We start from the raw sequence: 25,128 nt of genomic DNA, 5'->3' as shown, positions 1-25,128 counted from the left end.
CTCAATTAGGATCAAGTAGGAGATTTTATGTTTATTAAATTGTGCGCCCTCGGGCGTGACGCCGAACTGAGATACACCCCAAGCGGACAGGCAGTGGCTACGCTCGCCCTCGCCTACAGCATCGGCCACGGCGACAACAGGCGGACCCAATGGATCGACGGCGCGCTATGGGGTGACAGGGCAATCTCGCTGGAGCCGCATCTGACCAAAGGCACAAAGCTGGTCGTGACAGCTGACGATCTGGAGCTGGAGCAGTTTACCAAGGGCGACGGTTCGCCCGGGGCGAAGATTCGCTGCAGGGTGATAAAGGTCGATTTCGCGAGCCCGAAACAGACGCCACAACCGCCCAACCAATACAAGCCCGCACCAATGGCGGCGCCACAACCCAACCAAATGCAGACGCCAAACAACGGCCAAGCATACGACTTTGACGACGATATCCCCTGGTGAGAACTATGCAGGAACAAGCAAACGAATTAAGCGCAATCAACAAGCTGGCAGAGGCGATCATCGAAAAGCTTCAGCCAAGGATTTCCACAGAGATCGCCCTTTGGGATGTTTCCACGATTGCCGAATATCTGAAGTGCTCAGAAAGCCATACCATGCAGCGGGTCATATGCCAGCCGACCTTCCCTAAATCCATACGGATTCCAACAGCAAATGGGAAGTCAGCACAAAGCCGCAGCCAGCCACGCTGGAGAGCCAAAGAGGTAATAGAGTGGACACTCAGCCACCAAGATGGCCAAGCCAAGACAGGTCGGCCGCGAAAGCACTAAAACAAGAAAGCCCTCTTTGGCAGAGGGCTTAATATTAGCTAGCTTTCATTTTGTTGGAGTTTGAATAGAAATAACTGATTACCGTCCCAATCAAAGTGCCAGAAAAAGCCAATATTTCTGAGAAATGCTGGTTATTAATGAAGGCCGCTACCGACACAATGAACATTAAACTAAATACAACAAGAATGGCCATAATTGCTGGGAAGCGCTTATTTAAACGGTCAGTAAAGGGTTCAGCCAAGCCAAGGCCGCCACAAATACCACACGCCAGCCCAAAGTGCTCCTTTCCTCTCAGTTCATTCCTTTTGACACACACATTACAACTAGCTCCATCCTTTCCTTGGGCACAGGTTCCGGACTCTTTGCAATGAGCACACGGAAACATACTTAACTTCTTCTCGTCCATAATCCCTGCCTATAACTCCTATGAATAGCACTACCCCAGTTTTGCCGCCAACGCCTGAGGAGTCTCGTTATAATAAACGAGAAGCTGCTTTAAATCCTTATGCCCCACCATGCGCGCAAGCTCTAATACATCAAGCTTTTTAGCAAGGCGAGTAATTGCCTCGTGGCGGGTATCATGGAAAGTCAGATTCTCCACGCCCGCTCTATCCCTTCCCTTTCTGAAGATTGCATCCAACTGAACAGTCGTAATGTTGAACACAGATTCTCCGTCAACAGGGAGAAAAGAAAGCAACTCACACGCACGCGATGAAAGAGGAACATTTCTAGACGTGCCATTTTTGGTTTTAGGCAGATAAGCAACGTTGCCGTTTACGGCATCCCAGGTTAAACCACAGATCTCACCTGCACGCATTCCCGACTCGATAGCAAATAAAAAGGCGATCGCCACCCGCTGGCTTTTAGTTTCAGGCGTAACGCCATCGACAAAGCCAAGCGACAGACAAACGCGCTCTATTTCATCGTCAGAAATTTTCCGGTCTCGCGGTGGAGGATTTTTAGGACGGGTAACATCTCGTGTCGGAGACTCAGTAAGCCAGCGCCATTCTCTACGCGCAATTTCAAACGCGTGAGACATCAGATTAAGTTCTCTATTAACCGAACTGGGTGATACTTGCTTTAGTCGACGGTTTCGCCAGTCGGCGATATGGGACGCATTAAGATCCGCCAGCTTTATATCCGCTATATGATCACGGCAGAAACTGGCAAGCCGCAGCAACTCCTTGTCCTGACCTCGTTTTGACGGGCTGACTTCTTGCCCGTATCTCTCAAAAACATCCCTGACAATATGAGTCAGACTCCTGCCATCGAACTGAGACCGCAGTTCAATTTCTCGTCTGGCGGCCCATTCCTGAGCCTCGGCTTTTGTATCTTTAGTTGCAGAATCGCGCTGACCTTTTACATTGACCTCAACGCGCCAAGCGCTCCCGCGCTTTCGAAAAGTTGCCATTAAACTTCCTCGTACTCCCTTGGCGTAAATCTGGCGTAATTTTGGCGTACTGATACGACAAAAAGTGGTTGTAAGGGGGGTATTTAGTAAATCTCCGAAAACGCCATAAACCGCCGGAAAGCCGCGATTATAAAGGGTTTGGGAGGATTTAGTATTATGTGTATAATTTGGGATTGGTGCCCGGGGCCGGGGTCGAACCGGCACGGTATCAAATACCGAGGGATTTTAAGTCCCTTGCGTCTACCAATTTCGCCACCCGGGCGAGGGAGGCATTTGCCGGAGAAAACATGGAGGCGCGGGTCGGAATCGAACCGGCGTACACGGAGTTGCAGTCCGCTGCATGACCACTCTGCCACCGCGCCTATAATCAAGACTTCTAGAGCTAAAAACCCCGAGCTTGTCGGGGTTTCGGAAATCTTGGAGCGGGAAACGAGACTCGAACTCGCGACCCCAACCTTGGCAAGGTTGTGCTCTACCAACTGAGCTATTCCCGCATATCACTCTTAAGCAGGAGTTTTTCGCGTCTCTCTGCTGGAGTGGCGCTTAGTTTACGTTTTTAGCCGAACCTGTCAAGCCGAACCTGCAATGTATTTAAAGAAAAATAAGAAAAAGTGAATTTATGGATATTTCCTGTCCAGATAGTCCATTTTTTGCGCCAGTTCACAGTATCTACGGGTAATTCATCGCTCCTCGTTAATCTAAAAACCAACCTGCGCCTCCCCATCGTTCAGACCGAAAAGTCATTCTATTTTCTGTTTCATGTCGCAACGCCTACAGCAAAAGCAACAATCGTCCGATGGGACTAGTCCATAAAATTCTTGTTTTTCAATGCTTTACATTTAGACCCTATCTTTTCCGGCCATCTTACCCAAGAATTCGCGCTCAAAATTTATACATGTCCGAAAAGGTATCAAAGCATGATCGAGAATGGTGATTTGATACTCCACTATCTGGAACGATTGGGAGTGAAGTACGTATTCGGTGTGCCAGGAGGCAGTATTGAACCACTTTATAACGCCCTCGCCCGTAGCGAGCGTCGGGGCGGACCAAAGGCGGTGTTGGCGAGGCACGAATCCGGAGCGGCCTTCATGGCGGACGGATATGCGAGAGCGACAGGCAAACTGGGGGTGTGCATTTCCACTTCCGGTCCGGGGGCCACCAACCTGCTGACTGGCGTGGCCAACGCCTATGCCGACGGCATCCCCATGCTGGTGATAACCGCGCAGCCTTCTATTGAGCGTTTCGGCTTGGGCGCGTTTCAGGAGGGCTCTTGTACAGGCATCAACACCGTCAGCATCTTCGACAGTTGCACCCGCTTCAACACACTGGTGTCGCACTCCGCCCAGCTGGAGCACAAGCTGCTGATGGCGATCGGCTACGCGCTCAGCAACCAGCCAGGCCCGGTGCATTTGAGCGTCCCCCTCGACATCATGCGCGCCAAATCTCCCGATCCGGCGGGCATTTTCAATATGCGCGCCTTTATCAATCATGAAGTCGTACCCAGCGCCGAGTCAGTGCATCGATTACTGAAAGAACTCGCCTATGTGCAGAAAGCCACGCTGGTGATTGGCGAAGGTTGCGCAGGGGCGATGGAGCCGCTGCTCGCTCTGGCGGAGTCACGCAACTGGTTGATCGTCACCACGCCTATGGGCAAAGGTTTAGTTTCGGAATATCACCCTTTATATAGAGGCGTATTCGGCCTCGGCGGACATGAAAGCGCCCGCGACGCCTTACATCCCGACAATGCAGAGCGCGTCATCGTCATTGGCTCCGCGCTGGATGAAGTCACGACCGGCGGCTGGGACCCCAACGCAATTTTCTCCAACCGCCTGATACATCTGTCCGGCAACCCAGACCATCTGAGCCGGTCGGTGATGTCGAGACTGTCGATATTGGGTTCGCCGCGCTTGCTGCTGGAGCCCTTCGCCAAATACCTGAAACATGCGGCGCCGCGTAAACAGAAGTACTCTCCTGGGGCTGACGGATTTCCTCAACACGTCATCTATGCGGACAAGGAAGCCTGTCTTGACGTGGAAGCGCCGGTCAAACCGCAAGCGCTGTACTGGGCTCTGAGCCAGGCCTGCCCGCGCAACACGCCGGTATTGATGGACACGGGCAATAGTTTCCTGTGGGGCGTGCACTATTGGCGCACCAATCCGCCCTTGTCAGATTCAACTAAACTGTTCCACATAGGCATGGGATTCGCGACCATGGGCTGGGCTATCGGCGCCGCAGTCGGCATGGCGCTCGCCAAACCGGATACGCCTGTCATTTGTTTCACCGGCGACGGCAGCATGCTGATGAGCGGTCAGGAGATCACCGTCGCGCGGGAGCTGGATTTGAACATTCTGTTCATCGTTCTGAACGACAGTCACCTGGGTATGATTAAACACGGCCAACGTCTGGGTCGCGCGGAAGATATCGCCAATCGTCTGCCGCAAGTGGATTTCGCCGCCATGGCCAAAGCGGCGGGCCTGCCGTCGCAACGCATTACCCGGCTTAAAGAGCTGGATGAAATCGGCGTCGACAGCCTTTTCTCCAAACCCGGCCCATTCGTTCTGGATGTAGTCGTCGACAGCGAACAAGTTCCCCCCATGCGCCAACGCACCAAAGTTCTGACAGGAGGCAATCATGAGCAGCAAATACGGATACCGGACGAAAGTCTGGTCTGAAGAACCTGAAGCCGACAATCCCTTCGCCGCGCACTCCGCCCTTTGCTACGGCTACGATGTCTACGGCGACATCCTGACCAAGGCGAGCTGGTTCGAGTACCTGTATCTGCTGTTCAGGGGAGAAAAGCCCAACGCGGATCAGGCGCAGCTATTGGAAAAACTGGCTATCGCCCTGGCCAACCCAGGTCCCCGCGAGGCCAGCGTGCGCGCGGCGATGAACGGCGGCGTTGGCGGTTGTCCGCACGCCGCTTCGCTGATGGCGTCCCTGGCCGTCGGCGCTGGCCAGTATGGCGGCGGGCATGAAGTCTACATTTTGATGCAGCTTTGGCGGGAATGCGGAACCGATATGGAGCAATGGCCGGCCCGCCTTCCCTCCCCGGTCAGCGATACGCGGGAGGATATATGGCGCCCCATGGAGCACGCTCCCGGTTTCGACCCCAACGGCGAGAGCTGTCCCAAGCCGGTGCGTCAGGTGCTGGAAGCGCTGGCGGAAATTCCTTGCGCTATTACCGTGCGCTGGCTGGCGCAACATCGCCAGGAGCTGGAAACCATCGCAGACGCGCCATTGTCACTGTCTGGCGTGGCCGCCGCAGCGCTGCATGATCTGGCGATGAACGAGCACGCCGCAGTCATGTTGTACCTGATGCTGCGTTTACCCGGAGCCGCCGCACACGCCATTGAACAGAGAGATCTGGGCTGGAAAATGTTTCCATTCTACGGTGACCACATAAAGCTGACGGATGACCCCGGCCCCTTCGAATTACCCAATGCAGAGGAGCTTGGGCTATGAGCAACAAACATCTGCGCCAACAGGAAACCGCCCACGAAACCGCGATGGGCAAAGCGTTTTTGTGCGAACGCGTCGTGTTTCGCGGTAAAGATCTGCATCAGGAGTTAAGTGAGCGCGACTGGTTTTCACTTTACCTTTACTCCATCACCGGCAAGTTCTACACCCCGGAACAGATGCGCATGCTGAATTACATCTGGGTATGCACCAGCTACCCGGACCCGAGCATCTGGCCAAACCATGTCGCGGAACTGGCTGGCAACGTACGCAGTACGCCGTCGCTATCTTTGATGAGCGGACTGTCCATTTCCGAGGCTTCTATTTACGGCAGAAGACCGGACCGCCGCGCCATCGACTTTCTGCAGCGCACTCGCAAAGCATTGGACGCCGGGGAGGAACTATCGGATCTGATCAACGCGGCGTTGAAAAAATACCGCGTCATCTACGGCTACGGCCGCCCCTTGGCGCGCCTGGATGAGCGCGTGTTGCATCTGGTCAAAAAAGCCCGCGACCTGGGCTTCGCCGATGGCGCTCACTTCACTCTGGCGCTGGAGATCTACCACTATCTCAAAAAGAACAAACGCCTGACGATCAACGTCGCCGCCCTGGCTGCGGCCATCGGCGCGGATTTCGGCATGTCGCCGGAAGAGTATCAGCTTTACCTGACGCCCTGCTTTATCGCCGGCATGGTCCCCTGCTATCTCGATGGCGCGGCCAAACCCGAGGGCAGCGTTTTCCCCATGCGCTGTGAATCAATTCAGTATTCCGGGCCGGAAAGGCGTAGTTGGTGAGGCCAATCACCATTGGACGCACACAGACTCATTTATACATTTAGGAGGTTTATCTCATGAAGCTGGATGGAAAAGTGGTGATGGTCACGGGCGCTAGTTCCGGCATTGGTAGAAGCACAGCGATCAAGCTGGCGGACTACGGCGCCAAAGTAGCGGTTATCGCACGCAGATCGAAAGAGTCCGAAGATACGGTGCGCCATATTACTGAAGCCGGTGGACAGGCCATCAGCATCCCTGCAGACGTTTCTTCGGAAAGTGATATCAAAAACGCGCTTGCTCAAATTATTGAGACGTTCGGTAAGTTAGACGGCGCGTTTAACAATGCGGGAGCGGCGGAGCCGGTCGGACCGTTGACGGAGTTATCCGAACAGGAATGGGACCGAGTCTTCAACATCAATACCAAAGGCGCCTGGTTATGCATGAAGCATCAGATCCCAGCCCTGTTATGCAATAAGTCCGGGGCGATTGTAAATATGTCGTCCATTTATGGCCTGGTAGGCACGGGCATGGGATTGGCGGCGTATGTCGCCTCCAAGCACGCCATTATCGGCCTCACCAAAGCGGCGTCCCTGGAATACGCTGCGCGCAATATTCGCATCAATGCGATATGTCCCGGTTGGATTCCCACTCCCGGCAACGAACAGGCTTTAAGCAATCCCGAAGTCATGGCTTTCGCTCAATCTCTGCACCCGCAGGGACGTCTGGGTACGCAACAGGAAGTCGCGGAAGCGGTATGTTGGATGCTGTCGGATTCCGCGTCTTATTTAAATGGACAGACAATTTCTATAGATGGCGGCTATACCGCCCAATAAGCCCTTCGTTCCTAAAACCGATAGGAGACCTCGCCGTACAGGCTGCGCCCCGCCAGGGGCAGGTCTCCTGGAATCGCCACCATTGGCCGGGATGTGCTGGGCGCGTAGGCTTCGCGATCAAACACATTGCGGACGGAAAGCGCAACCTCCAGCCGATCCTCCAGTGTTTTGCGCCTCACAGTGAAGTCCACCGTGGCGTAATCAGAGACAGGGTCTCTATCATCTCCATCCGCCCTCTTTTGCTCACCAATCCAGTTAATCTGAGTGGATACGCTGGTGTTGGGGACGATCTTGTAGTCAATACGCCCATAGGCCTGGTAGTTAGGCGCGTCACCCACGTCTTTGCCTGACTCTTCATCCGTCGCACGCTGGTAGGCGTAGTTCGCCGTCATTTTCAGCTCGTCGGAAACGGCGTAACTCACCTCAAACTCCCAACCTCGTCCCTTGCGGTTGCCCGCGTTAGCCGCTTTGCTGTCCTCAAAGACGATGAAATCGTCGATTTTGTAGTAGAACAGATTTCCGCTGTATTGCAGCTTGGCGGTGGGCTGGTAGCTGACGGCGAACTCATAACTGTCGATGGTTTCCGGGTCCAGGTCGGGATTGCCCAGCGAGACAGGATTGGCGATGGCGTAGAGTTCAACAAAGGATGGCGCACGGAAAGCGCGCCCATACAGCAATTTGGTGGTCAGCGTGTCCGTGGTCGCCCAGACCAAAGCAACCCTGGGGTTGATCGTTTCGCCAAAGTCCGAGTAATGGTCATACCTCACGCCGGAGGTCAGCTGCCAGTTTTGAGTGAATTGCCACTCGTCCTGCAGGAACAGGAAATAGCTGGTTCTGTCTTTCTCAGGCAGCCAGACTTCATCGCTATCGGAAAAGTCTTCAAATCCTCCCGGGTTGGGAACCAGACCGCTAAGGAAGTTTTTCTTTTCCGTCGTTTCGTAGAGGTCACCCCAGAAATAGCCTATGCCTGTGCGGATGCGATGGTCTTTCCAACCTCTGAAAATGGAGGACAACTGAATTCTTGCGTGCTGCTCTTTATAACCTGGCTCCGCCAATACCCTATCTGGAAAGGCGCCGCCGAAAGTGGAAGGGAAAATCACAGAGGTTTCGGTGGGCTTCTGTCTGCCGAAAAAATAGGTCAGTTGAGTGGATATCTCCCAGTCTTCAAACCAGTCCTGATTGGTGTGCAAAAACTCCAAGGTCAGACGATCGCTGGCGTATTCCCCTTCAGGGTCCAGCGCCTGCGCGACCCCGGCCCCCGTCTCAACGCCGTAACGTCCCTGGTAACCCACTCTGACCGTTACGTCCTTGTAGGACATGTCCATATGCACTTCCGCCTGCCGACGTCCCAGGTTCACCTCCCCGGGCGCCAGAGAGTCGACTGGCGCAAGCAGCGCCATGAAATCCTCTTTGATTTCTTCTTTCTGCCCTCGTGTATCCATGTACTCCAGGGTAACGCCCAACTGAAGATCGCCAATGCGCCCGCCATGCAACAGCCATGCGGAATAGGTATCGAAACTGCCTGCGCGGGTTCCCGCCAGCGTTCCTTCCATTTCACTGGCGGTTTTGGTAATGACGTTAATGACTCCGGCAAAGGCGTCCGCGCCATACAAAGCGGAGCCTGGTCCTCGGATCACCTCGATGCGGCTGATGGACTTGACCGGCATGCCGCCCCATATGGTGTAGCGATTGCCGAAAGCCAGCGTGGTGAGCGGGGAGCCGTTGATCAGCAATAGCGCTTGCGGGTTGTAATCCGAGCCTGATATTCCTCGAAATGTATAAAGCGGAAAATAGGCCTGAAAAGACCTACCGACATGCAAACCCGGCACCGTCTCCAGCACTTCGTCAATATCAGTCGCCCCCATGGCCGCAATGTCTTCCGCGGTAATGACCGTGGTGACGGCGGCGGCTTTGTCCAGTGGGGTGATGGTGCCCGAGGCGATGCTGGTGACGCGGATTTGTCCCAGTTCTTCGGGGGATAGCGCCCAGAGGCTGTCTTCAAAGAGATTATCGTCAGCGGCGTACCCTGCCGAAGCGGCAAGAGCCAGACTTAACGCGCAAACCTTTCTAGTTGTAATCATATGAGTCGTATCGCGTTTGATTGCTGCGGACAGGATGACGCGTCGAACATAAGATACAGCCAGCCGCGCACGTCTTAGCTAAGCATAGCAGCAGGATTTGATCTGTGCGAAAAGAGGGCGCAAGAAATTTTATTAATTACAACGGCTTGGGCTTACTGATAGCGAAGCCCTGCGCATAATCCACGCCTATTTCGATCAGTTTTTCCTTAATCTGCTCGTTTTCCACAAACTCGGCGATGGTCGTTAGTCCCGCCGCATGCCCAATACGGTTGCAGGCTTCGACGATCCCCACGTCAATCGGATCGGACAGCATGTTGCGCACAAAGCTGCCGTCAATCTTCAGATAATCCACCGGGATGGTTTTTAAGTAGGAGAAGGAACTCATGCCGCAACCGAAGTCGTCCAGCGCGAACTTGAACCCCTCTTCCCTGATCTCACGAATAAACTCCACGGTCTCCGCCAAATGGGCGATGGCGGCGGTTTCCGTTATCTCAAAACAGATGCGCTCAGGGCGGATTTTGTATTTTCTGAGATTTTTGCGAATATCCTCGAACACTTTGTCGTCGCTTAACGAAGTGCCTGACAGGTTGATGAAATAGGCGCCGTCGTCCGCCATCCCTTTGCCGCTTTCAGCGAGATATTGGAAGACCAGCTCGATGACCCTGCGATCAATCAGCGGCATCAGACTGTAGCGCTCGGCGGCGGGAATAAATGCGCCAGGGGGAATCACTTCGTCGCCTTCCCGCAAACGCAGCAGGAACTCAGTATGCAATCCTGCGCCGTGGTCCGGGCCAATGCGTTCCATAGGTTGCTGGTGCAGGAAAAACCGGTTTTCCTCCAATGCGATGCGGATGCGGCTGATCCACTGCATCTCCGTACGACGACGCTTCATTTCCACGTCGTCGCTTTGATAGACCTGAATCGTATTGCGGCCTTTGTCTTTGGCGGCGTAGCAAGCGATATCAGCGTGACTGAGAATCTCCGCGCCAGACCCGTACTCACTGGTGACCGCGACGACGCCGATACTCAAACTGATGGTGAACGGCTTCTGTTGCCAGACGAAGCGGAAATTTCTCACTTCGCTGTTCAGCTCTTGCGCCAGTTGAATGGCGCGGCGCTCCGCACAACTCTCCAAAAGTATTCCGAATTCGTCGCCGCCCAAACGGGCCAGCGTATCGCTTTCGCGGATATGTTTGGACAGCAGTATGGCCAGTTGCTTGAGCAGTTCATCCCCGGCGACATGTCCGCAGGTATCGTTGATGATCTTGAACTGATCCAGATCCAGATACAGCAGCATGTGGGTCAGACCACGCTCCTTGCTGCTGTTGAGGGCGCTTTTCAGGCGACGTTCGAATTCACGACGGTTCACCAGATCGGTCAGGCTGTCGTGGTACGCCATATGATGCAGCGTGCGCTCGGCGCGTTTGCGGGCGTCGCGAACCGTAGCCTCTTTCAACTCACGCTGAATAGCTGGCAGCAGACGCGCCAGATTATCCTTCATGATGTAATCATGAGCCCCGGCTTTCATCGCCCGCACGGCGACGTCTTCGCCAATGGTGCCGGAAACGATGATCACTGGCACATCCAACTCCGCCTCACGCACGACCGCCAGGGCTTCTTCGGAGGAAAACCCTGGCATGTTGTGATCGGTGATGATGATGTCCCACTGTTGAGCGCCGAGCATCTTGCGCATGTCGTGCTCATTGTCCACGCGGGTATAGTTGGGCAGCATGCCGCCTTTGCGCAATTCCCTGATCAACAGGATGGCGTCGTCTTCCGAGTCATCCACCACCAGAAGGCGCAAACCCTGTCGCATAGTCGCTCCGGTCACTGAAGCTTGCATAACGGAGGCCGATTGATGTCCAACCAGTATTCTCCCATCAGGTTCATCTGACGGGAAAACTCAGTAAAATTAACAGGCTTGTTGATATAGCTGTTCGCGCCCAGGCGATAGGCTTCCTTGATGTCGCTGGATTCATCTGACGAGGTCAGAATCACGACTGGCAACAAACAGGTCCTTTGGTCGTTCCGAATATTTCTCAGCACATCCAATCCATTCAGCTTGGGTAACTTCATGTCGAGAAAAATCACTACAGGCTGCTCAGCGACGTTGCGTCCCTGATAGTCTCCTTCACCAAACACAAAATCCAGGGCCTGCTGGCCATCCCGCGCCACCACCACCTGTGTTTTCGGGTTAGCTTTCTTTAATGCTCTTAACGCCAACGCCTCATCATCAGGGTTATCCTCAACCAGTAATATCATGCACTGTTGCATCAGCGATTCTCTCAGTCCACTAACCAAGTCTAGGCCTATTATTTTAATTTATACAAATTTACACGCTGACTATTCAGCGCGCCCCAGTCTCGTGTGCATCCACCGCCGCATCGTTTAATGTAAAGTAGAAGGCGCTGCCCTCTCCAGGCTGCGATTCCGCCCATATCCGACCGCGATGACGGCTGATCACCCGGGACACTGTCGCCAGCCCGATGCCGCTGCCCTCAAACTCTGCGGGAGAGTGCAAACGGTTGAAGGCGACGAACAGCTTGTCCGCATATTTCATATCAAACCCTGCGCCGTTGTCTTTCACATAAAATATCCGCTCGCCGTCTTTGTCAATGGCGCCGAATTCAATTCTCGCAAGGGAGAGTTTCGAGGAGTATTTCCAGGCGTTGCCAATAAGATTGGAAAGCGCCACGCCAAGCAGATTCTCATCCCCCTGGGTCATTAAGTCCGGTTGAATGATCACCTCTACATGCCGCTCCGGTTGATCCGCCTGCAAAGCTTCGACGATGGTCGCCGCCAGGTTGCTGAGATTCACGTCTTTGCTCTCCACCTTATAGCGGGTCACCCTCGACAAAGTGAGCATACTGTCGATCAGACGCCCCATGCGCTGACTGGCGGCGCGCACACGGTTGAGGTAATCCATGGCGACTTCATCAAGCTGATCCGAACAGTCTTCCAATAGCGCGTCGCTGAAACCATCAATGGCGCGCAGAGGCTGGCGCAGGTCATGGGAAACCGAGTAGCTGAACGCCTCCAGCTCCTTGTTGGCGGAACGCAACTCCACGGTTCTCTGCGCCACGATTTTCTCCAGATTCTCGTAATTATGCAGAATCTGCGCATTCTGCTCTTCAATGGTGTCCAGCATGGAATTAAAAGCCACCACCAATTGCCCGATCTCGTCCTCGCTCTCCTGTTCCGCCCGCAGACTGTAATCCTTCACCCTGGCGATGCGGGTGGCGGTTTCCGTCAAATGCACCAGCGGCGTGGAAATGATGCGCTGCAACATGCTGGACACCAGTAATAACGCCATCACCACCAGTGCGGATACGATCGCGGTGGTGGCGATATAGTTTTGCAAATGCCCTATTAATTCCTGCAAGGAAGAGCGGATATACAGTTTGCCGATGCTCTCGCCATCCAGCTCAATAGCCTGAGTCAGATGAAAATAGCTGTTGGTGAACTCCCCTTCATTGGCGGCGGGCGCCAGAGGGCATTGCAGGTCCTGCCGGCGGGAGAAGCTGCTCAATGGCTGCCCCATGGCGTCGTAGATACAGGACAGTTCAATAGACTGACGCAACTTCAGGCTGTTGACGTTATCCTGCAGTTGCGCCGTATCGCTGAACACCAGGGCGGCGTTGCTGCGGTCCGCCAGAATTTTTCCAATGACGTTCATTTCCTGTTTCAGCTGGTCTTTGTAAGTAAGGTTCTCGTACCAGATGAAACTCAGGCTGACCACCACAATGCCAATCACGCTGGTGAACAACGTCATCATGATCAGCTTGTGTTTTATCGGCATCTGAGACCATTTCATGTTCTGCTGTACCTACCTACTTCTTGATCACGTCCAGGGCCAGTTCGAGCAGCTTGGAGCTGATATCGAGACCGGCCTCGCGGGCGCTGGATAAATTTATTTCAAACCGGATTACATTGCCGACAGTCACAAACCCGATCATGCCGCCGGAGTTGGCGAAATCTTTCATATCGCTCACGGTCAAAACATTCCGTCCCACCTGGGAGAGAATCGCCGGTAACTGACGCTTCTCCTCCCGACTGATGAACAGCACCTCGCAGACGGCAGCGTCCGCAGGCTTGGCGGGATACAGCAAATTGATGGGTTTTCCGTGTGCGGTAAGAGTCTTAAGCGGATGGAGAATTTCCTTGAAAGGGTCCTCTCCATAGACACAAATATCGATGGCGGAAGCCGTCGCCTCGGTATCAGTCCATGTGACGAACTTGATGAAGTTATAAAGGTACGCGGCTTTGATTTCGTATTCGGAACGGGCGTACGCCTGCTCCCACGTCCCCAGGACAGCGGTCAGGATCAGAAACAGTCTGCAGAAGCGTTTCCCTAAACCCGAAAGCATAAACGATTGCTATATTTTTCTTTGTTATTCGCTGTCTGTGCGGTGAATCAAATCCAGCGGCCGAGTCGCCATTCCTGATTTTCAGAGTCGGCCGCAGCGTTTCGGAAATACGTGGTAAAACTCAACCTTTGAGGCTGAGTTTAGCTCAAATTATTGAAATAAAAATAAAAACTGTAAAAAGAATGCAGAATCGCCGCCACCCGGCGGCGATTGCAAACACCTTAGCGGATGAAGAGGAAAACCATCGACAAAACTACATTCTGTCCATGACAAAGGTTTGTATACAAGCGCGTTGGTTCTGTAGTTCAGGATATCCAGGAATGGCGATGTCATAGGTCTGCACGCCGCCATCCACCATCGCCAGTTTGATCCAGCGCCGGTCCCGCGCGATTAACCCTTCGAATCGCAACGGCCCGCCGCTGGCGCTAAAGCCAGGAACGCTCTCCTGGCAGTTGGGAAACTCCACTGAAAGCCGGTGGTTTTCCAGTAATTGATAATGACCTCCCGGGCAGCTTCCAGCGATGCGTGCGGTGACAGGGGCGTCGCCGACCGCGGTTTTATCCAGTCCGATCAGGGAGCCAGTGACATTCAAGTCCACCGTTCCAGCTGGAGAAAACGTCATCACGCCATAACCCGCCACAGAAACCGCCTCGCCCTCTACCAGCAGGCTGTGGGGCGGTTCTGGATCGAACCCTGTCGCAGGCGGCGGCTGCAATGGCGTCTGCACACACGAGAACTGGCCGACAAAGCCATATTCACCCCGCAACGCCTTGCCGCCCGGGGTGGCCAAAGCGAGCGCCGGATCGCTTGCTCCCTCCTGCGCCATAGACGCACTGGATAAACACAACGCCACCGCGCCCAGCAAACGCGCTCCCAATTTTAGATAACACTGATTCATAGACATAAACTCCCTATTGTTTCCTTGTCGTCACATCGTCCGCCTACCACCCACTTCAGGAGAACGCTTTCACCGAACCGTCTTCGTCGATTATTTAATGTTCGAATGACAATTTCCATCAACGGCCCGCCTACATGGGCCCTAACCGGCTTTTTTTACGGAATTTTTACGGTCTGGTAATCCGCGCCTTGATAAACTTTAATACTTGGTTTCCAAGCTATTTCAGACAGTTTCGCCGCAGCGTGATCAACAGACGAGCCACTCTCTACCTACTAACCTTCCCGGTCGCATTGATGGGAGGCGTGCAATTGATTTTCGGCGCGCTGTCCGTGGCGTTGTTTCGCGACAACGTGCAGCAGGCCTTTATGGCTCCCGCCTTAGCGATGCTGGCGGCGTCTTACTTATTCTGGTCTCGCTATCGCAGATCCGATCTCACCAAAATTGGCTACCGCGATTCATTGTTGTTCGCCAGTCTCACCTGGATGTGCAGCGGCGTCTTGGGAGCGATCCCCATTATTCTGGTTACAGACGTCAGCTTCACCGATGGCGTGTTTGAATCCATCAGCGCCCTGACCACAACCGGCGCCACCGTTCTGAGCGGACTGGACGAATTACCCAAAACCTTCCTACTGTATCGACAGTTCCTGCAATGGCTGGGAGGCTTAGGTGTGGTGATATTCGTGGTGGCGGTATTGCCCATGTTGAACGTGGGCGGTATGAAACTGTTGAAGGCGGAAACGCCCGGACCGGTCAAAGACGATAAGCTATCGCCACGTGTCGCCAATACGGCGCACTATCTCTGGATTGTTTATATCGCCATTACCGTGCTGTGCGCCCTCGCCTATTTCGTCGCCGGCATGAGCTTTTACGACGCGGTCGCGCACAGCTTCACTACCGTTTCCACAGGCGGATTCTCCACTCATGACGCCAGCATGGGTTACTTCCAAAGCCATCTAATCCTGGCGGTTTCTGATGTGTTCATGCTGCTTGGCGCCATCAGCTTCGCCTTGCACTTCAAGGTGTTCCGCGCCCGCAATCCCTTTGTATACCTCAAAGACGAAGAAACCCGCACGTTCCTGCTGATTGTGGCGGGCCTGTCATTGCTTTTATGCATCATGCTGTTGAAAGCGCAGAAGTACCACGACCCTTTCACCGCGCTCAGCGACTCCGCTTTCCATCTGGTTTCCTTTATCACCAGCACCGGATTTGGCGCCGCCAGCTTCACAGACTGGCCGGAAGCCACCGCCATGCTGCTGGTCTTCGCCGGCTATCTGGGAGGCTGCGCAGGCTCCACCGCTGGCGGCAACAAGATCATTCGCAATATCATTTCCATCAAGTCCATCAGTCTTGAGTTCAAGCGGATCGTGCATCCTCGCGGCGTATTCGTCATGAAATATCAGGGGCGCTCCGTCGGCTCTGACGTCACCAGCGCGACGGCCGCCTTCATGAGCTTCGCCGCCGGCAGCACACTGATACTGACTTTGGCGCTGATGGCGACAGGACTGGAGTTCTGGTCTTCTTTCACCGCCGTAGCGGCCTGCCTCAACGTGCTGGGTCCAGCGTTTGCGGAATTGGGCAGCAACTTCGCCCCGGTCAGCGACACAGGCACCTGGGTGCTGTCCTTCGGCATGATCCTGGGGCGTCTGGAATACTTCACGCTTCTGGCCATATTCCTGCCCCACTTCTGGCGCAGATAGCGGATAGCGGATAGCGGATAGCGGATAGCGGATAGCGGATAGCGGATAGCGGATAGCGGATAGCGGATAGCGGATAGCGGATAGCGGATAGCGTAAAAAAGCCTACTCCGCTTCACCCTCCTCCGAATCGCCATCAAGATCCGAATCAGGCAGTGGGTCTACCGGCAAGACAATGCGGATATCCGCGCCACGCCCTTCTTTACCATCCAACGCCTCCACCGAGCCGCCATGGGCGCCGATCATGCCGTGACAAATGGCCAGCCCCAGTCCGGTACTGGGCTTGCGGTCGCCTTTGGTGACGGAATAGAACATATTGAACACCTGCTCCCGCTCTTCCGCCGGAATCCCCGGCCCCTGATCGACCACATCAATGATCAGGCTCGTATCCTCCACTCTGGCCAGAATGTCGATGCGGCCGCCTTCCGGCGAAAACTTGGCGGCGTTCTCCAGAATATTGATCAGCGCCTGCTCCAACAGGGCGGCATGCACATACAGCAGTGGAATGTCCGCAGCCAGCTCAATATTGACCTTTAAAGGCTTAAGTTCATTCACCAGTCTTTTCACCGCGGCGCCGACTATATCGTGCAGAGAAGTCCAGTCCCGGTGCAGCTTCAAAGCGCCGTATCCCAGACGGGTCATATCCAGCAGATTCTGGATATAGCGGTCCAGACGCTCCGCTTCCTGCAACGTGGTTTCCATCAGCTCTCTGCGGTCCTCGTCGGACAGGCGGTCGTGATATTGCAACAGACTGCCGGCCGCGCCGATCATCGCCGCCAAGGGCGTTTTCAAGTCATGGGAAACAGATGAAAGCAACGCCGCCCGCAGACGCTCAGTCTCAGCCTGAAAGCGCACTTCCTCCAGTTCCTCGTTGAGTTTGGTCCTGAGCAGGGACAGCTTCAGTTGCTGCGTCAGATTGCTGATGCGGCTGTGGGTTTCCCAGTCCAAAGCTTTGTATGCCCCATCTGGGACACCCAGCAGACAAAGCACTCCCATTTCCGAACGCACCGGCAGCCACTTGTATTGGGATGGCTGCTCAGGAGAAGTCAGCGCGCCCGTGGAATCCGGACCTGACTGCTCCCATATGCGTCTGGCGAGTTCCAACTCAGGCGGGGGCAAAGAAAATGGTTCTCCACGCGCATCCGCCGCGCCGCCAGGCTCACCTTGTCCCTTTTCAAACGCCAGCACTGGCGCGCCGACAAGCTTGGCCATTTCTTTGAGCGCCACCTGCATGATGGAGGCCCGATCCGGGGCCAGACTCAGCTTGCTGCTCAGGGACAGCAGATCCTCTACCTCCCGCTTGCTCTCGCGAATCGCAGAAACCTGCTCTTTCAGACGCACAGCAAGATTACCGCTGATGGTAGATAAGAGCAGGAAGAAGATAATCGTTAACAGGTCCTCTAAATGAGTGACCTTCAGGGTGTAATGAGGATGGGTAAAGAAGTAGTTGTAAGCGAAAAAGCCCAGCAGCGAGCTCCATAAGGCAGGCCAGACACTGGTTTTAAGGCCGGCGACGAGCACCCCAAGAAACAGCACCAGCAATACGTTGGGGTGCGCCAGCACTTGAGTGATCACCAGTGACGCCAGCATGGCGCCCAGCATAATCAAAGTCGCCAGCCAGAAGTCCTTCAGTTTGAAATGAGCGTTAATATCCTTCAGCACGCATTTATTCCTTAGCATTCATAAACGCCGACAGCGGCAGCCAGAACATAATCTGTTCACCATGATTGCAGGCTGTCGAAAATGGACTTTCTATCATTCCAATTACCAATAATCCAGCGGTCTCAACAGACGCAAACTATTTGATCAGTATGTGGTATTGCAGGAAAGTTTAGCCGCTGGCGCTTATTGCCGCTCGGAGAGGAAGGGATAGACCACGCCCAGGCGGGCAAGTATGGCGTCCATTAAAGTCTGGGTGGCGAGGGTATCGCGCCAGGGAATCACATCGCTCTGCAGTTCGCCAGCGCGAATACGCTCCATCGCGTGCATGACCTGATACTCGAACCCGTTCGCCAACAGCGGCCCCTCAAACGTCTCGGAGACGCCGTCATCTGTAGTCAGCGTCACGGTCGAGGCTTCCCAAAAATCAGCGGGAACTTCGATGCGTCCTTTGGTGCCGTAGATAAGAAAACGATTGTCCGTGTTGGACAGCAGATTGCAGGTGAACTGACTGGCCGGGCCGCCATAGTTGAGAATGGCGGAAACCCGCTCGTCCACGCCGGTTTCGCCCACCACGCCATCGCATATAAAGGAGACTGGATCACGCCCCATGACAAACTGGGACATGGAAAGGTTATAGATACCGATATCAAGCAGTGAACCGCCGGCAAGGCTCAATTCGAACAGACGGTCTCCCTGCACCCTTTCCGCTTTGAAGCCAAAACGGGAGTCCATCAGGACCACATCGCCTATCGCGCCGGCGTCCAGCCATTGTTTGACCTGACGCCAGACAGGTATGAAACGCGTCCAGAGCGCCTCCATCAGGAAAACCTGATGGTGAGAGGCGGCGTCCATCAATGCGCGCGCCTGCGCAGCGGAAACGGTCAACGGTTTTTCACATAGCACAGGCTTGCCGGCTTCGATGCACAGCAGCGCAGTTTCTAAATGATAACGATGGGGATTGGCGATATAGATGGCGTCAATGTCCGGGTCACGGGCGAGTTCAGTGTAATCCCCGTAAACCCGTCCGCAGCCAAAGCGTTGGGCGAAAGCGTCGCCGCGCTCGCGATTGGAGCTGGCGACCGCCAGCACTCTGGCGTTTTCAATAGTCTCAAAGCAGGCGGCGAAACGTTGGGCGATGCGCCCTGGCGCAATGATACCCCAGTTGAATGTGCGCATGCCCCTTTCCGTCCGCCTGTCGAGTCAATCGATTAGCGAATAGGCCCGATGCCTACCGCTTGCTTGGCCTTGGCCAGCAATACCGCCGCCTTTTCTCTGGCCTTTTCCGCGCCTTGCTGCAGCGTAGCTTCAATATAGGCGGGGTCCTGCATCAGTTCGTTGTAGCGTTCACGCTTGTCGGCCAGGATCTCGTTCAAGTATTCGAACAACTGCTTCTTGGTTTCGCCCCAACCGATGCCTTCCGCGTATTGCTTACGCATGTTCGCCACTTCTTCTGGTTTGGCGAATGCGGAATAAATCGCAAACAGGCTGCAGCCGTCGGTCTCTTTCGGTTCACCAGGCTCCAACGAGTTGGTGACGATTTTGTTGATCAGCTTTCTGAATTTCTTTTCCGGCTCGAACAAAGGAATGGTGTTGTTGTAGCTCTTGCTCATTTTGCGCCCGTCCAGGCCAGGCAACACCATAGACTCCTCACTGACCACCACTTCCGGCAACACGAAGGTTTCGCCGAAGATATGGTTAAAGCGAGCCGCAATATCACGACACATTTCCAGATGCTGCACCTGATCCTTACCGACAGGCACCTTGTGCGCATTAAACATCAGAATGTCCGCCGACATCAGCACTGGATAGCTGAACAGGCCCATGGTCACGCCTTTATCAGGATCGGCGTCGCCTTTCTCAATGTTCTCCTGCACTGCGGCTTTATAAGCGTGAGCGCGGTTCATCAGACCTTTCGCCGTCACGCTGGTCAGCAACCAGTTCAGTTCAAGAATTTCCGGAATATCAGATTGACGGTAGAACGTCACTTTTTCCGGGTCCAGACCGCAAGCAAGCCAAGTCGCCGCGATGGCTTTGGTGGATTCCCTGACGCGCTCAGGCTCGTGGCACTTGATCAAGGCGTGATAATCCGCCAGGAAGAAATAAGACTGCACCCCGTCCTGCTTACTGGCTTCAATGGCAGGACGAATAGCGCCCGCATAGTTACCCAGGTGAGGAATGCCGGTAGTGGTGATACCCGTTAATACAATCTGCTTGCTCATGGACTCTGTACTTTCGCGGAATAAAACAAGGGCTGGAAAGATATCAGATTACAGACTTGAAGACAGTATGCGGGACCGCAATAACTGTAAAAAGTAAATAAAGGAGCAGACAGTATCCGCAAGCCTAGAAAGCACCCTAAAGAGAAAGTCTTTTTCGGTAGACGCCAGCCATGGGTCAGCGCTTTTCGCAGCGATCTTAGGCGAGGCTTCCATTGGCGCTGGTTTTACCGCAACAATCGTTATGACGGCTTTCTTATCCAACGCACTCAACTGAAAAACAGCCGACCCAGGTTCGCCCGAGGTCTACGGCGGGCCAAAAATGACAGGCGCTGTACGTTTGGGCGGCAGTGCGGACTAAGAACTCTTAACCGCTCATTGGTTAAATATCACTTCAAGCTGTACGACCCGGGCGAGGATTGAAATCATCGCCCAGCGTATTCTTTAGCCACAACTAAACAGGCTGGGCCTTATTTATGCTTAAATGTTAGTCACTGAAGAACTTTGTTAGGGCGCAATCTTCAAACCTGTTGACACCCAAAAAATTTTGAGTATTATGCACGGCTCGTGTCACACAGACACTCTTAACGGTGAGCTGGCTGAGTGGTTGAAAGCAGCGGTCTTGAAAACCGCCGTAGGTTAATAGCCTACCCGGGGTTCGAATCCCTGGCTCACCGCCACTTCTTTCTCCGCCCTTGCGGAGAGGATCTAAAGCAAGTATTCGCCGAATCCCCACTCTTATCTCCTATATCTCCTAGCTTCTTCTTCGTTTTACTCAGAGTCTAACCTTTCACTTAATCCGTCGGACAAATTCTTTCGTATCAACACGTATACTGAACTTTTACCTGAAAACCCCGACACACAAGGCTTTCTGTAACGAATAATTTATCTTCTTTGGCTACGACAAAGATTGAAATTTCCCTTTCCGTCACTAATATAGAACCAAATAGCTTTTTAACTGGAGACGTTCATGGATAACAGACGCTTTAACAATGACTCAGCCGTCGCCGACTTTAGGCAAGGCTACGGAACGGCAGTAGATTCGTCCACCGCCGCCAACGTTCTGAAAAACACTTACTGGCTACTGGGCATGACCCTGGCCTTTTCCGCTTTCACTGCATTCTTGTCATCAAGCATGCCGTTCAACGCAATCGTGCATTACGGCGCGTTCTTCGGCGCCCTGGCGATCAGCTTTGTGATTCAAAGAGTCGCTAACAGCGTATGGGGCTTGGTGCTGGCGTTCGCATTCACCGGCCTGTTGGGTCTGACAATTGGTCCGATCGTTGGACAGTTGATCGCAGGCGGCGCCGCACAGGCGGTAACCAGCGCGCTGGGTCTGACCGCATTCGTATTCTTTGGCCTGTCCGCTTACGCCCTGATCAGCAAGAAAGACTTCAGCTTCCTGGCCGGTTTCCTGGTTGCAGGCTTCTGGGTCATCGTTGGCTGCATCATCATGAGCTTCTTCATCCAGAGCAGCGCGTTCTCTCTGGCGATCTCAGGCGCTATCGTACTGTTCGCGTCCGCAGGTATCCTGTATCAAACCAGCGCCATCGTTCATGGCGGTGAGACCAACTATATCCTGGCGGCGGTATCTCTGTACGCGTCCATATATAACCTGTTTATCAGCCTGCTGAACCTAATCCTGGCGTTCGGCGGTGACGATTGATCCTAAATAGGTTTAACATAAGCCCGGTCTAACCGGGCTTTTTTATTTGTCATGAAATATACCATTGTCGTTTACGGCGCCCCTTTTTCGTCACAGGCGCCCTACTCCGCCTGCCAGTTCGCCAAAGCCGTTCTGGCCAGGGGCCATAGTATTTACCGCATCTTTTTTTACCATGACGGCGTACTGAACGCTTCCTCCCTCAGCATTGCGCCACAGGACGACGCCTATCTTCCCGCCGAGTGGGCGACGCTCAAACGAGAGCATAATCTCGATCTGGTCGCCTGTATTGGAGCTAGCGTCAAGCGCGGCGTCATCACCCCATCGGAAGCTGAACGTTATCAGCGCAGCGGCGACTCACTACAAAGCGAGTTTGAGCTGTCCGGGCTCGGACAGCTTGTGGACGCCGCCCTGTATTCTGACCGCGTCATCACATTTGGAGCAGGCTAACGTGAGCGAAACAGGCAAAAAGCGTTTGTTATACCTGATCACCCGCCCACCATTCGGCGACGCATACGGGGCGGAAGGCCTGGATGCAGTGCTGGCGGCGGCGGTTTTCGATCAGGATGTGGAAGTCATCTTTCTGGAGGAAGGCGTTTTCCAACTGTCGAAAAATATCGATCCCGCTCCTATCGCCATGAAAAATCATGCAAAAGGATTCAAAGCTTTGCCGATTTACGGCGTAGAAAAGATCTTTGTCTCCATGGAGGCATTAGATAAGTTCGCCCTCAGCACGGACGATCTGAGCATGCCGGTTGAGGCTCTGGAGATCGACGCCATTAAGGAAAAAATGGCGACGGCGGATCATATTTTCAGCTTTTGAATCGACTTCTTTAACTCATTATTTCAGCAATACTCACACGCCATGGTGTTACATATATTCAATAAAGGCATTCGCCATCGCGAACTGCTTAAAACCTGCGCCGAATTGATTGGTCCCGACGACAGTCTGCTTTTAATTGAGGACGGCGTAATATGGGCCAAGGAACATAAGGAAAACGCACTGATACAAGGGCTACTCGATGCAGGCGTCCAGGTGCATGCACTACAGGAAGACCTGACAGCGCGAGGCATCACCGCCGCAGACGCCATTGCGACAGCAGACTACGCACAGTTCGTCGAGCTGACCGAGCGCCACCCTCGCAGTGTTTCCTGGTTCTAAAGCCATATCGCAGACAAAAAGCGGAAGCTATCCCATGACGTTACAGGACCTCCCCCTGGATAAAGACGGCTTTCTGGTCAACCTGAATGACTGGAGCCCCACTATCGCGGAAGAAATCGCCGCGCACGAGAATATCGCGCTGACTCCCGAGCATTGGGAAATCATAGATCTGGTGCGGGAGTTTTATGATGAGTTTGGCCTGTCCCCGGTTAACCGCGTTCTGGTGAAAACCACCGGAGCCAAACTGGGTCAGAATAAAGGCAACAGCATTTATCTGATGCAGTTGTTTCCTGGCGGCCCAGCCAAAATTGCGTGCAAAATCGCCGGCCTCCCCAAGCCGAATAACTGCCTGTAAACAAGGAACTCCCATGATGAACGAAAAGTTTCCCAAAGAAAGCAATGAACATGCTTTCGCTCCTTTTATCAGGGCGTTAGGTAAAGGCAAAAAGGGCTCTCGCTCACTGACCCGTGAAGAAGCGCGCGCCGCGATGGGCATGATTCTGGACGGCGATACGCTGGATCTGCAGCTTGGCGCCTTTCTTATGTTGTTGCGGGTGAAAGAAGAAACGCCGGAAGAACTGGCTGGATTTGTGGAGGCGGCCCAGGCCAGATTCAACGCTCCCGAACTCAAGGTGGATATTGACTGGAGTTCCTACGCCGGCAAAAAGCGCCATCAACCCTGGTTTCTGTTTTCCGCCCTATTGCTCAGCCAGAACGGCTATCGCATTTTCATGCACGGTTCAGAGGGCCACACGCAGGGTCGCCTTTACACCCGTTCAGTGGTGGAGACTTTGGGCCTGCCTGTCGCCGCCAACTGGAGTGACGCCGCACGCGCCCTTGACGCCAGTAATTTCGTGTATATGCCGCTGCAAAGCTTTTCTCCGCGTTTGCACGACATTATTCAGATGCGTTCAATTTTAGGCCTGCGCTCCCCCGTGCACTCCATGGCGCGCCTGCTGAACCCCCTTCATGCGCCTCTCGTTATGCAAGGCATTTTCCACCCTCCCTACAATCCCATCCACCAGCTCAGCGCCAACCTGTTGCAATACCCCACCGCCGTCGTTATCAAGGGCGAAGGCGGCGAAGTCGAACGCAACCCGGATGCTCAATGTGTAGCGCACATCAGCCATCAGGGCGAAACCTTCGAAGAAACCTGGCCGCCTTTATTTGCGCAACGCCATCTCAAAGCGGAAGAGCTCTCCATTGAGCACATGCTTAATGTGTGGCGAGGAGTTGATGAAGATGAATACGCGGAAGCCGCGGCGATCAGCACGCTGGCATTAGCGCTGAAATATATTGGAAACGACCCGTCACAACAGGGAGCGCTGGAAACAGCCACAGAATGGTGGCGCAAGCGGGATAAACAACGATTCTGAGGAGACAGAAATAGAAAGGGCGAACCATGTTCGCCCTTATTTCATCTGCGCTCTATGACCAATACAGGCCAGCGCCCATAGTGGAATGTTTAGGAGTAATAGGCGTTATCCGTGACCGTATGATCCGTGGAGTCGCGAACGCCCTTCAACTCTGGAATTTTCGACAACAGCGTTTTCTCGACGCCTTGCTTCAGAGTAAAGTCCACCGCCGAACATCCCTGACAACCACCGCCAAATTTAAGCACGGCGATGTCGTCAACCACTTCCACCAAAGACACTTCGCCGCCATGGGAGGCCAACCCCGGATTAATCTCGGTAAACAGGATGTAATTGATACGATCAGGCAATGGAGAGCTTTCGTCCACCTTGGGCATTTTGGCGTTGGGCGCTTTAATGGTGAGCTGACCGCCCATGCGTTCGGTGTTGAAGTCAACGAAAGCTTCTTCAAGGTATGGCAGGCTGTTTTTATCCAAGTACAGAGTAAAGGCGTCAAACTCGACTTTTTCATCATCCTTTATGATTTCTTCTGGCTTACAGTACGCCAGACAAGTTTCCGCATACTTGGTGCCCGGCTGCGTCACGAACATGCGCACGCCCATGCCCTCGGTTTTTTGCTTTTCCAGTAATTGCGCGAGGTAGTCGCGAGCCGATTCTGTGACTGTTACCATTCCTAAATAGCCCCAAAGGTGATTGATGCTGTGAATTGTAGAGCAAAAGCCTCGTTGGTTAAAGCCTTAGCAATTTAGTAGGATTTAGCTGA

Annotated in this window: 25 protein-coding genes and 4 tRNA genes; 14 read left to right on the top strand and 15 right to left on the bottom strand. The window is 53.9% G+C overall.

Annotated features, from left to right (window positions below):
- The first annotated feature begins 27 nt into the window (after nt 1–27).
- Entirely contained in the window at nt 28–450 is a 423-nt protein-coding gene (locus tag KP814_RS06095) for a single-stranded DNA-binding protein (RefSeq protein ID WP_216735912.1), read from the top strand.
- Nucleotides 451–455: 5 nt separating this feature from the next.
- Nucleotides 456–776: an AlpA family transcriptional regulator gene (locus KP814_RS06090; RefSeq protein WP_216735911.1), complete on the top strand. Its 321-nt coding sequence runs from the start codon at nt 456–458 to the stop codon at nt 774–776.
- A gap of 34 nt (nt 777–810) precedes the next feature.
- Here the strand turns inward: KP814_RS06090 and KP814_RS06085 are convergent, their stop codons facing one another.
- The 5 genes from KP814_RS06085 to KP814_RS06065 form a co-directional block, all read right to left on the bottom strand.
- Nucleotides 811–1,182, bottom strand: coding sequence for a molecular chaperone DnaJ (locus tag KP814_RS06085; RefSeq protein WP_216735910.1), 372 nt, complete (start codon nt 1,180–1,182; stop codon nt 811–813).
- Between the two features lie 30 nt (nt 1,183–1,212).
- Nucleotides 1,213–2,187, bottom strand: coding sequence for a site-specific integrase (locus KP814_RS06080; RefSeq protein WP_216735909.1), 975 nt, complete (start codon nt 2,185–2,187; stop codon nt 1,213–1,215).
- Nucleotides 2,188–2,361: 174 nt separating this feature from the next.
- A tRNA-Leu gene (locus KP814_RS06075) sits at nt 2,362–2,449 on the bottom strand.
- 26 nt (nt 2,450–2,475) lie between these two features.
- A tRNA-Cys gene (locus tag KP814_RS06070) sits at nt 2,476–2,549 on the bottom strand.
- A 56-nt stretch (nt 2,550–2,605) separates the two neighbouring features.
- Nucleotides 2,606–2,681, bottom strand: a tRNA-Gly gene (locus KP814_RS06065).
- Nucleotides 2,682–3,104: 423 nt separating this feature from the next.
- On the opposite strand from KP814_RS06065, the gene KP814_RS06060 reads away from it, so the two are divergent.
- The 4 genes from KP814_RS06060 to KP814_RS06045 are packed head-to-tail and all read left to right on the top strand — an operon-like array spanning nt 3,105 to nt 7,249.
- A complete protein-coding gene (locus tag KP814_RS06060; protein ID WP_216735908.1) occupies nt 3,105–4,859 on the top strand; it encodes a thiamine pyrophosphate-binding protein in 1,755 nt (584 codons plus the stop codon).
- Complete coding sequence (locus KP814_RS06055; protein ID WP_216735907.1) at nt 4,819–5,649, top strand: citryl-CoA lyase; 831 nt, start codon at nt 4,819–4,821, stop codon at nt 5,647–5,649. Before KP814_RS06060 ends, KP814_RS06055 begins: the two co-directional genes overlap by 41 nt.
- Complete coding sequence (locus KP814_RS06050) at nt 5,646–6,437, top strand: citrate/2-methylcitrate synthase (protein WP_127969911.1); 792 nt, start codon at nt 5,646–5,648, stop codon at nt 6,435–6,437. Before KP814_RS06055 ends, KP814_RS06050 begins: the two co-directional genes overlap by 4 nt.
- Nucleotides 6,438–6,493: 56 nt before the next feature.
- Complete coding sequence (locus KP814_RS06045; RefSeq protein ID WP_216735906.1) at nt 6,494–7,249, top strand: SDR family oxidoreductase; 756 nt, start codon at nt 6,494–6,496, stop codon at nt 7,247–7,249.
- Nucleotides 7,250–7,260: 11 nt separating this feature from the next.
- Here KP814_RS06045 and KP814_RS06040 read toward each other — a convergent pair whose 3' ends face one another.
- From KP814_RS06040 to KP814_RS06015, 6 genes are all read right to left on the bottom strand, one after another.
- The gene (locus tag KP814_RS06040) at nt 7,261–9,330 is read right to left on the bottom strand and encodes a TonB-dependent siderophore receptor (RefSeq protein ID WP_216735905.1); all 2,070 of its coding nucleotides are present in this window, start codon (nt 9,328–9,330) and stop codon (nt 7,261–7,263) included.
- A gap of 136 nt (nt 9,331–9,466) precedes the next feature.
- Complete coding sequence (locus KP814_RS06035) at nt 9,467–11,146, bottom strand: bifunctional diguanylate cyclase/phosphodiesterase (RefSeq protein ID WP_216735904.1); 1,680 nt, start codon at nt 11,144–11,146, stop codon at nt 9,467–9,469.
- Between the two features lie 11 nt (nt 11,147–11,157).
- Nucleotides 11,158–11,604 (bottom strand): response regulator, encoded by a 447-nt coding sequence (locus KP814_RS06030; protein WP_011396428.1) that lies wholly within the window; start codon nt 11,602–11,604, stop codon nt 11,158–11,160.
- A gap of 73 nt (nt 11,605–11,677) precedes the next feature.
- A complete protein-coding gene (locus KP814_RS06025; protein WP_216735903.1) occupies nt 11,678–13,144 on the bottom strand; it encodes an ATP-binding protein in 1,467 nt (488 codons plus the stop codon).
- Nucleotides 13,145–13,160: 16 nt separating this feature from the next.
- A complete protein-coding gene (locus KP814_RS06020; protein ID WP_216735902.1) occupies nt 13,161–13,697 on the bottom strand; it encodes a YfiR family protein in 537 nt (178 codons plus the stop codon).
- Nucleotides 13,698–13,950: 253 nt separating this feature from the next.
- A complete protein-coding gene (locus KP814_RS06015; protein ID WP_216735901.1) occupies nt 13,951–14,595 on the bottom strand; it encodes a hypothetical protein in 645 nt (214 codons plus the stop codon).
- A 242-nt stretch (nt 14,596–14,837) separates the two neighbouring features.
- On the opposite strand from KP814_RS06015, the gene KP814_RS06010 reads away from it, so the two are divergent.
- Nucleotides 14,838–16,292, top strand: coding sequence for a TrkH family potassium uptake protein (locus KP814_RS06010; protein WP_371824037.1), 1,455 nt, complete (start codon nt 14,838–14,840; stop codon nt 16,290–16,292).
- Nucleotides 16,293–16,394: 102 nt separating this feature from the next.
- On the opposite strand, the gene KP814_RS06005 is transcribed toward KP814_RS06010, so the two are convergent.
- The 3 genes from KP814_RS06005 to KP814_RS05995 form a co-directional block, all read right to left on the bottom strand.
- Entirely contained in the window at nt 16,395–17,951 is a 1,557-nt protein-coding gene (locus KP814_RS06005; protein WP_216735900.1) for a DUF4118 domain-containing protein, read from the bottom strand.
- A gap of 183 nt (nt 17,952–18,134) precedes the next feature.
- Complete coding sequence (locus KP814_RS06000; protein ID WP_216735899.1) at nt 18,135–19,127, bottom strand: Gfo/Idh/MocA family protein; 993 nt, start codon at nt 19,125–19,127, stop codon at nt 18,135–18,137.
- A gap of 32 nt (nt 19,128–19,159) precedes the next feature.
- A complete protein-coding gene (locus tag KP814_RS05995) occupies nt 19,160–20,170 on the bottom strand; it encodes a tryptophan--tRNA ligase (RefSeq protein ID WP_011396421.1) in 1,011 nt (336 codons plus the stop codon).
- A 586-nt stretch (nt 20,171–20,756) separates the two neighbouring features.
- Between KP814_RS05995 and KP814_RS05990 the strand changes: the two genes are divergently transcribed.
- From KP814_RS05990 to KP814_RS05960, 7 genes are all read left to right on the top strand, one after another.
- A tRNA-Ser gene (locus KP814_RS05990) sits at nt 20,757–20,847 on the top strand.
- Nucleotides 20,848–21,137: 290 nt separating this feature from the next.
- Nucleotides 21,138–21,833 carry a Bax inhibitor-1/YccA family protein gene (locus KP814_RS05985; RefSeq protein ID WP_216735898.1) on the top strand — a complete coding sequence of 232 codons (696 nt, stop codon included), beginning with the start codon at nt 21,138–21,140 and terminating at the stop codon, nt 21,831–21,833.
- 51 nt (nt 21,834–21,884) lie between these two features.
- Nucleotides 21,885–22,280: a sulfurtransferase complex subunit TusD gene (gene tusD, locus KP814_RS05980; RefSeq protein ID WP_011396418.1), complete on the top strand. Its 396-nt coding sequence runs from the start codon at nt 21,885–21,887 to the stop codon at nt 22,278–22,280.
- Nucleotide 22,281: 1 nt separating this feature from the next.
- Nucleotides 22,282–22,653: a sulfurtransferase complex subunit TusC gene (gene tusC / locus KP814_RS05975; RefSeq protein WP_216735897.1), complete on the top strand. Its 372-nt coding sequence runs from the start codon at nt 22,282–22,284 to the stop codon at nt 22,651–22,653.
- Between the two features lie 42 nt (nt 22,654–22,695).
- Nucleotides 22,696–22,992 carry a sulfurtransferase complex subunit TusB gene (gene tusB / locus KP814_RS05970; RefSeq protein WP_216735896.1) on the top strand — a complete coding sequence of 99 codons (297 nt, stop codon included), beginning with the start codon at nt 22,696–22,698 and terminating at the stop codon, nt 22,990–22,992.
- Nucleotides 22,993–23,026: 34 nt separating this feature from the next.
- On the top strand, nt 23,027–23,347 hold the full coding sequence (locus KP814_RS05965; RefSeq protein WP_216735895.1) for a TusE/DsrC/DsvC family sulfur relay protein: 321 nt from the start codon (nt 23,027–23,029) through the stop codon (nt 23,345–23,347).
- Between the two features lie 13 nt (nt 23,348–23,360).
- Nucleotides 23,361–24,368: a glycosyl transferase family protein gene (locus KP814_RS05960; RefSeq protein WP_216735894.1), complete on the top strand. Its 1,008-nt coding sequence runs from the start codon at nt 23,361–23,363 to the stop codon at nt 24,366–24,368.
- An 89-nt stretch (nt 24,369–24,457) separates the two neighbouring features.
- Here the strand turns inward: KP814_RS05960 and nfuA are convergent, their stop codons facing one another.
- Entirely contained in the window at nt 24,458–25,036 is a 579-nt protein-coding gene (gene nfuA / locus KP814_RS05955) for a Fe-S biogenesis protein NfuA (RefSeq protein WP_216735893.1), read from the bottom strand.
- Between the last annotated feature and the right edge of the window lie 92 nt (nt 25,037–25,128).

This window comes from Hahella sp. HN01 (assembly GCF_018986435.1).
Classification (GTDB): domain Bacteria; phylum Pseudomonadota; class Gammaproteobacteria; order Pseudomonadales; family Oleiphilaceae; genus Hahella.
The sequence above is the reverse complement of the archived record's forward strand: the minus strand, read 5'-3'. Positions and strand labels throughout refer to the sequence as shown.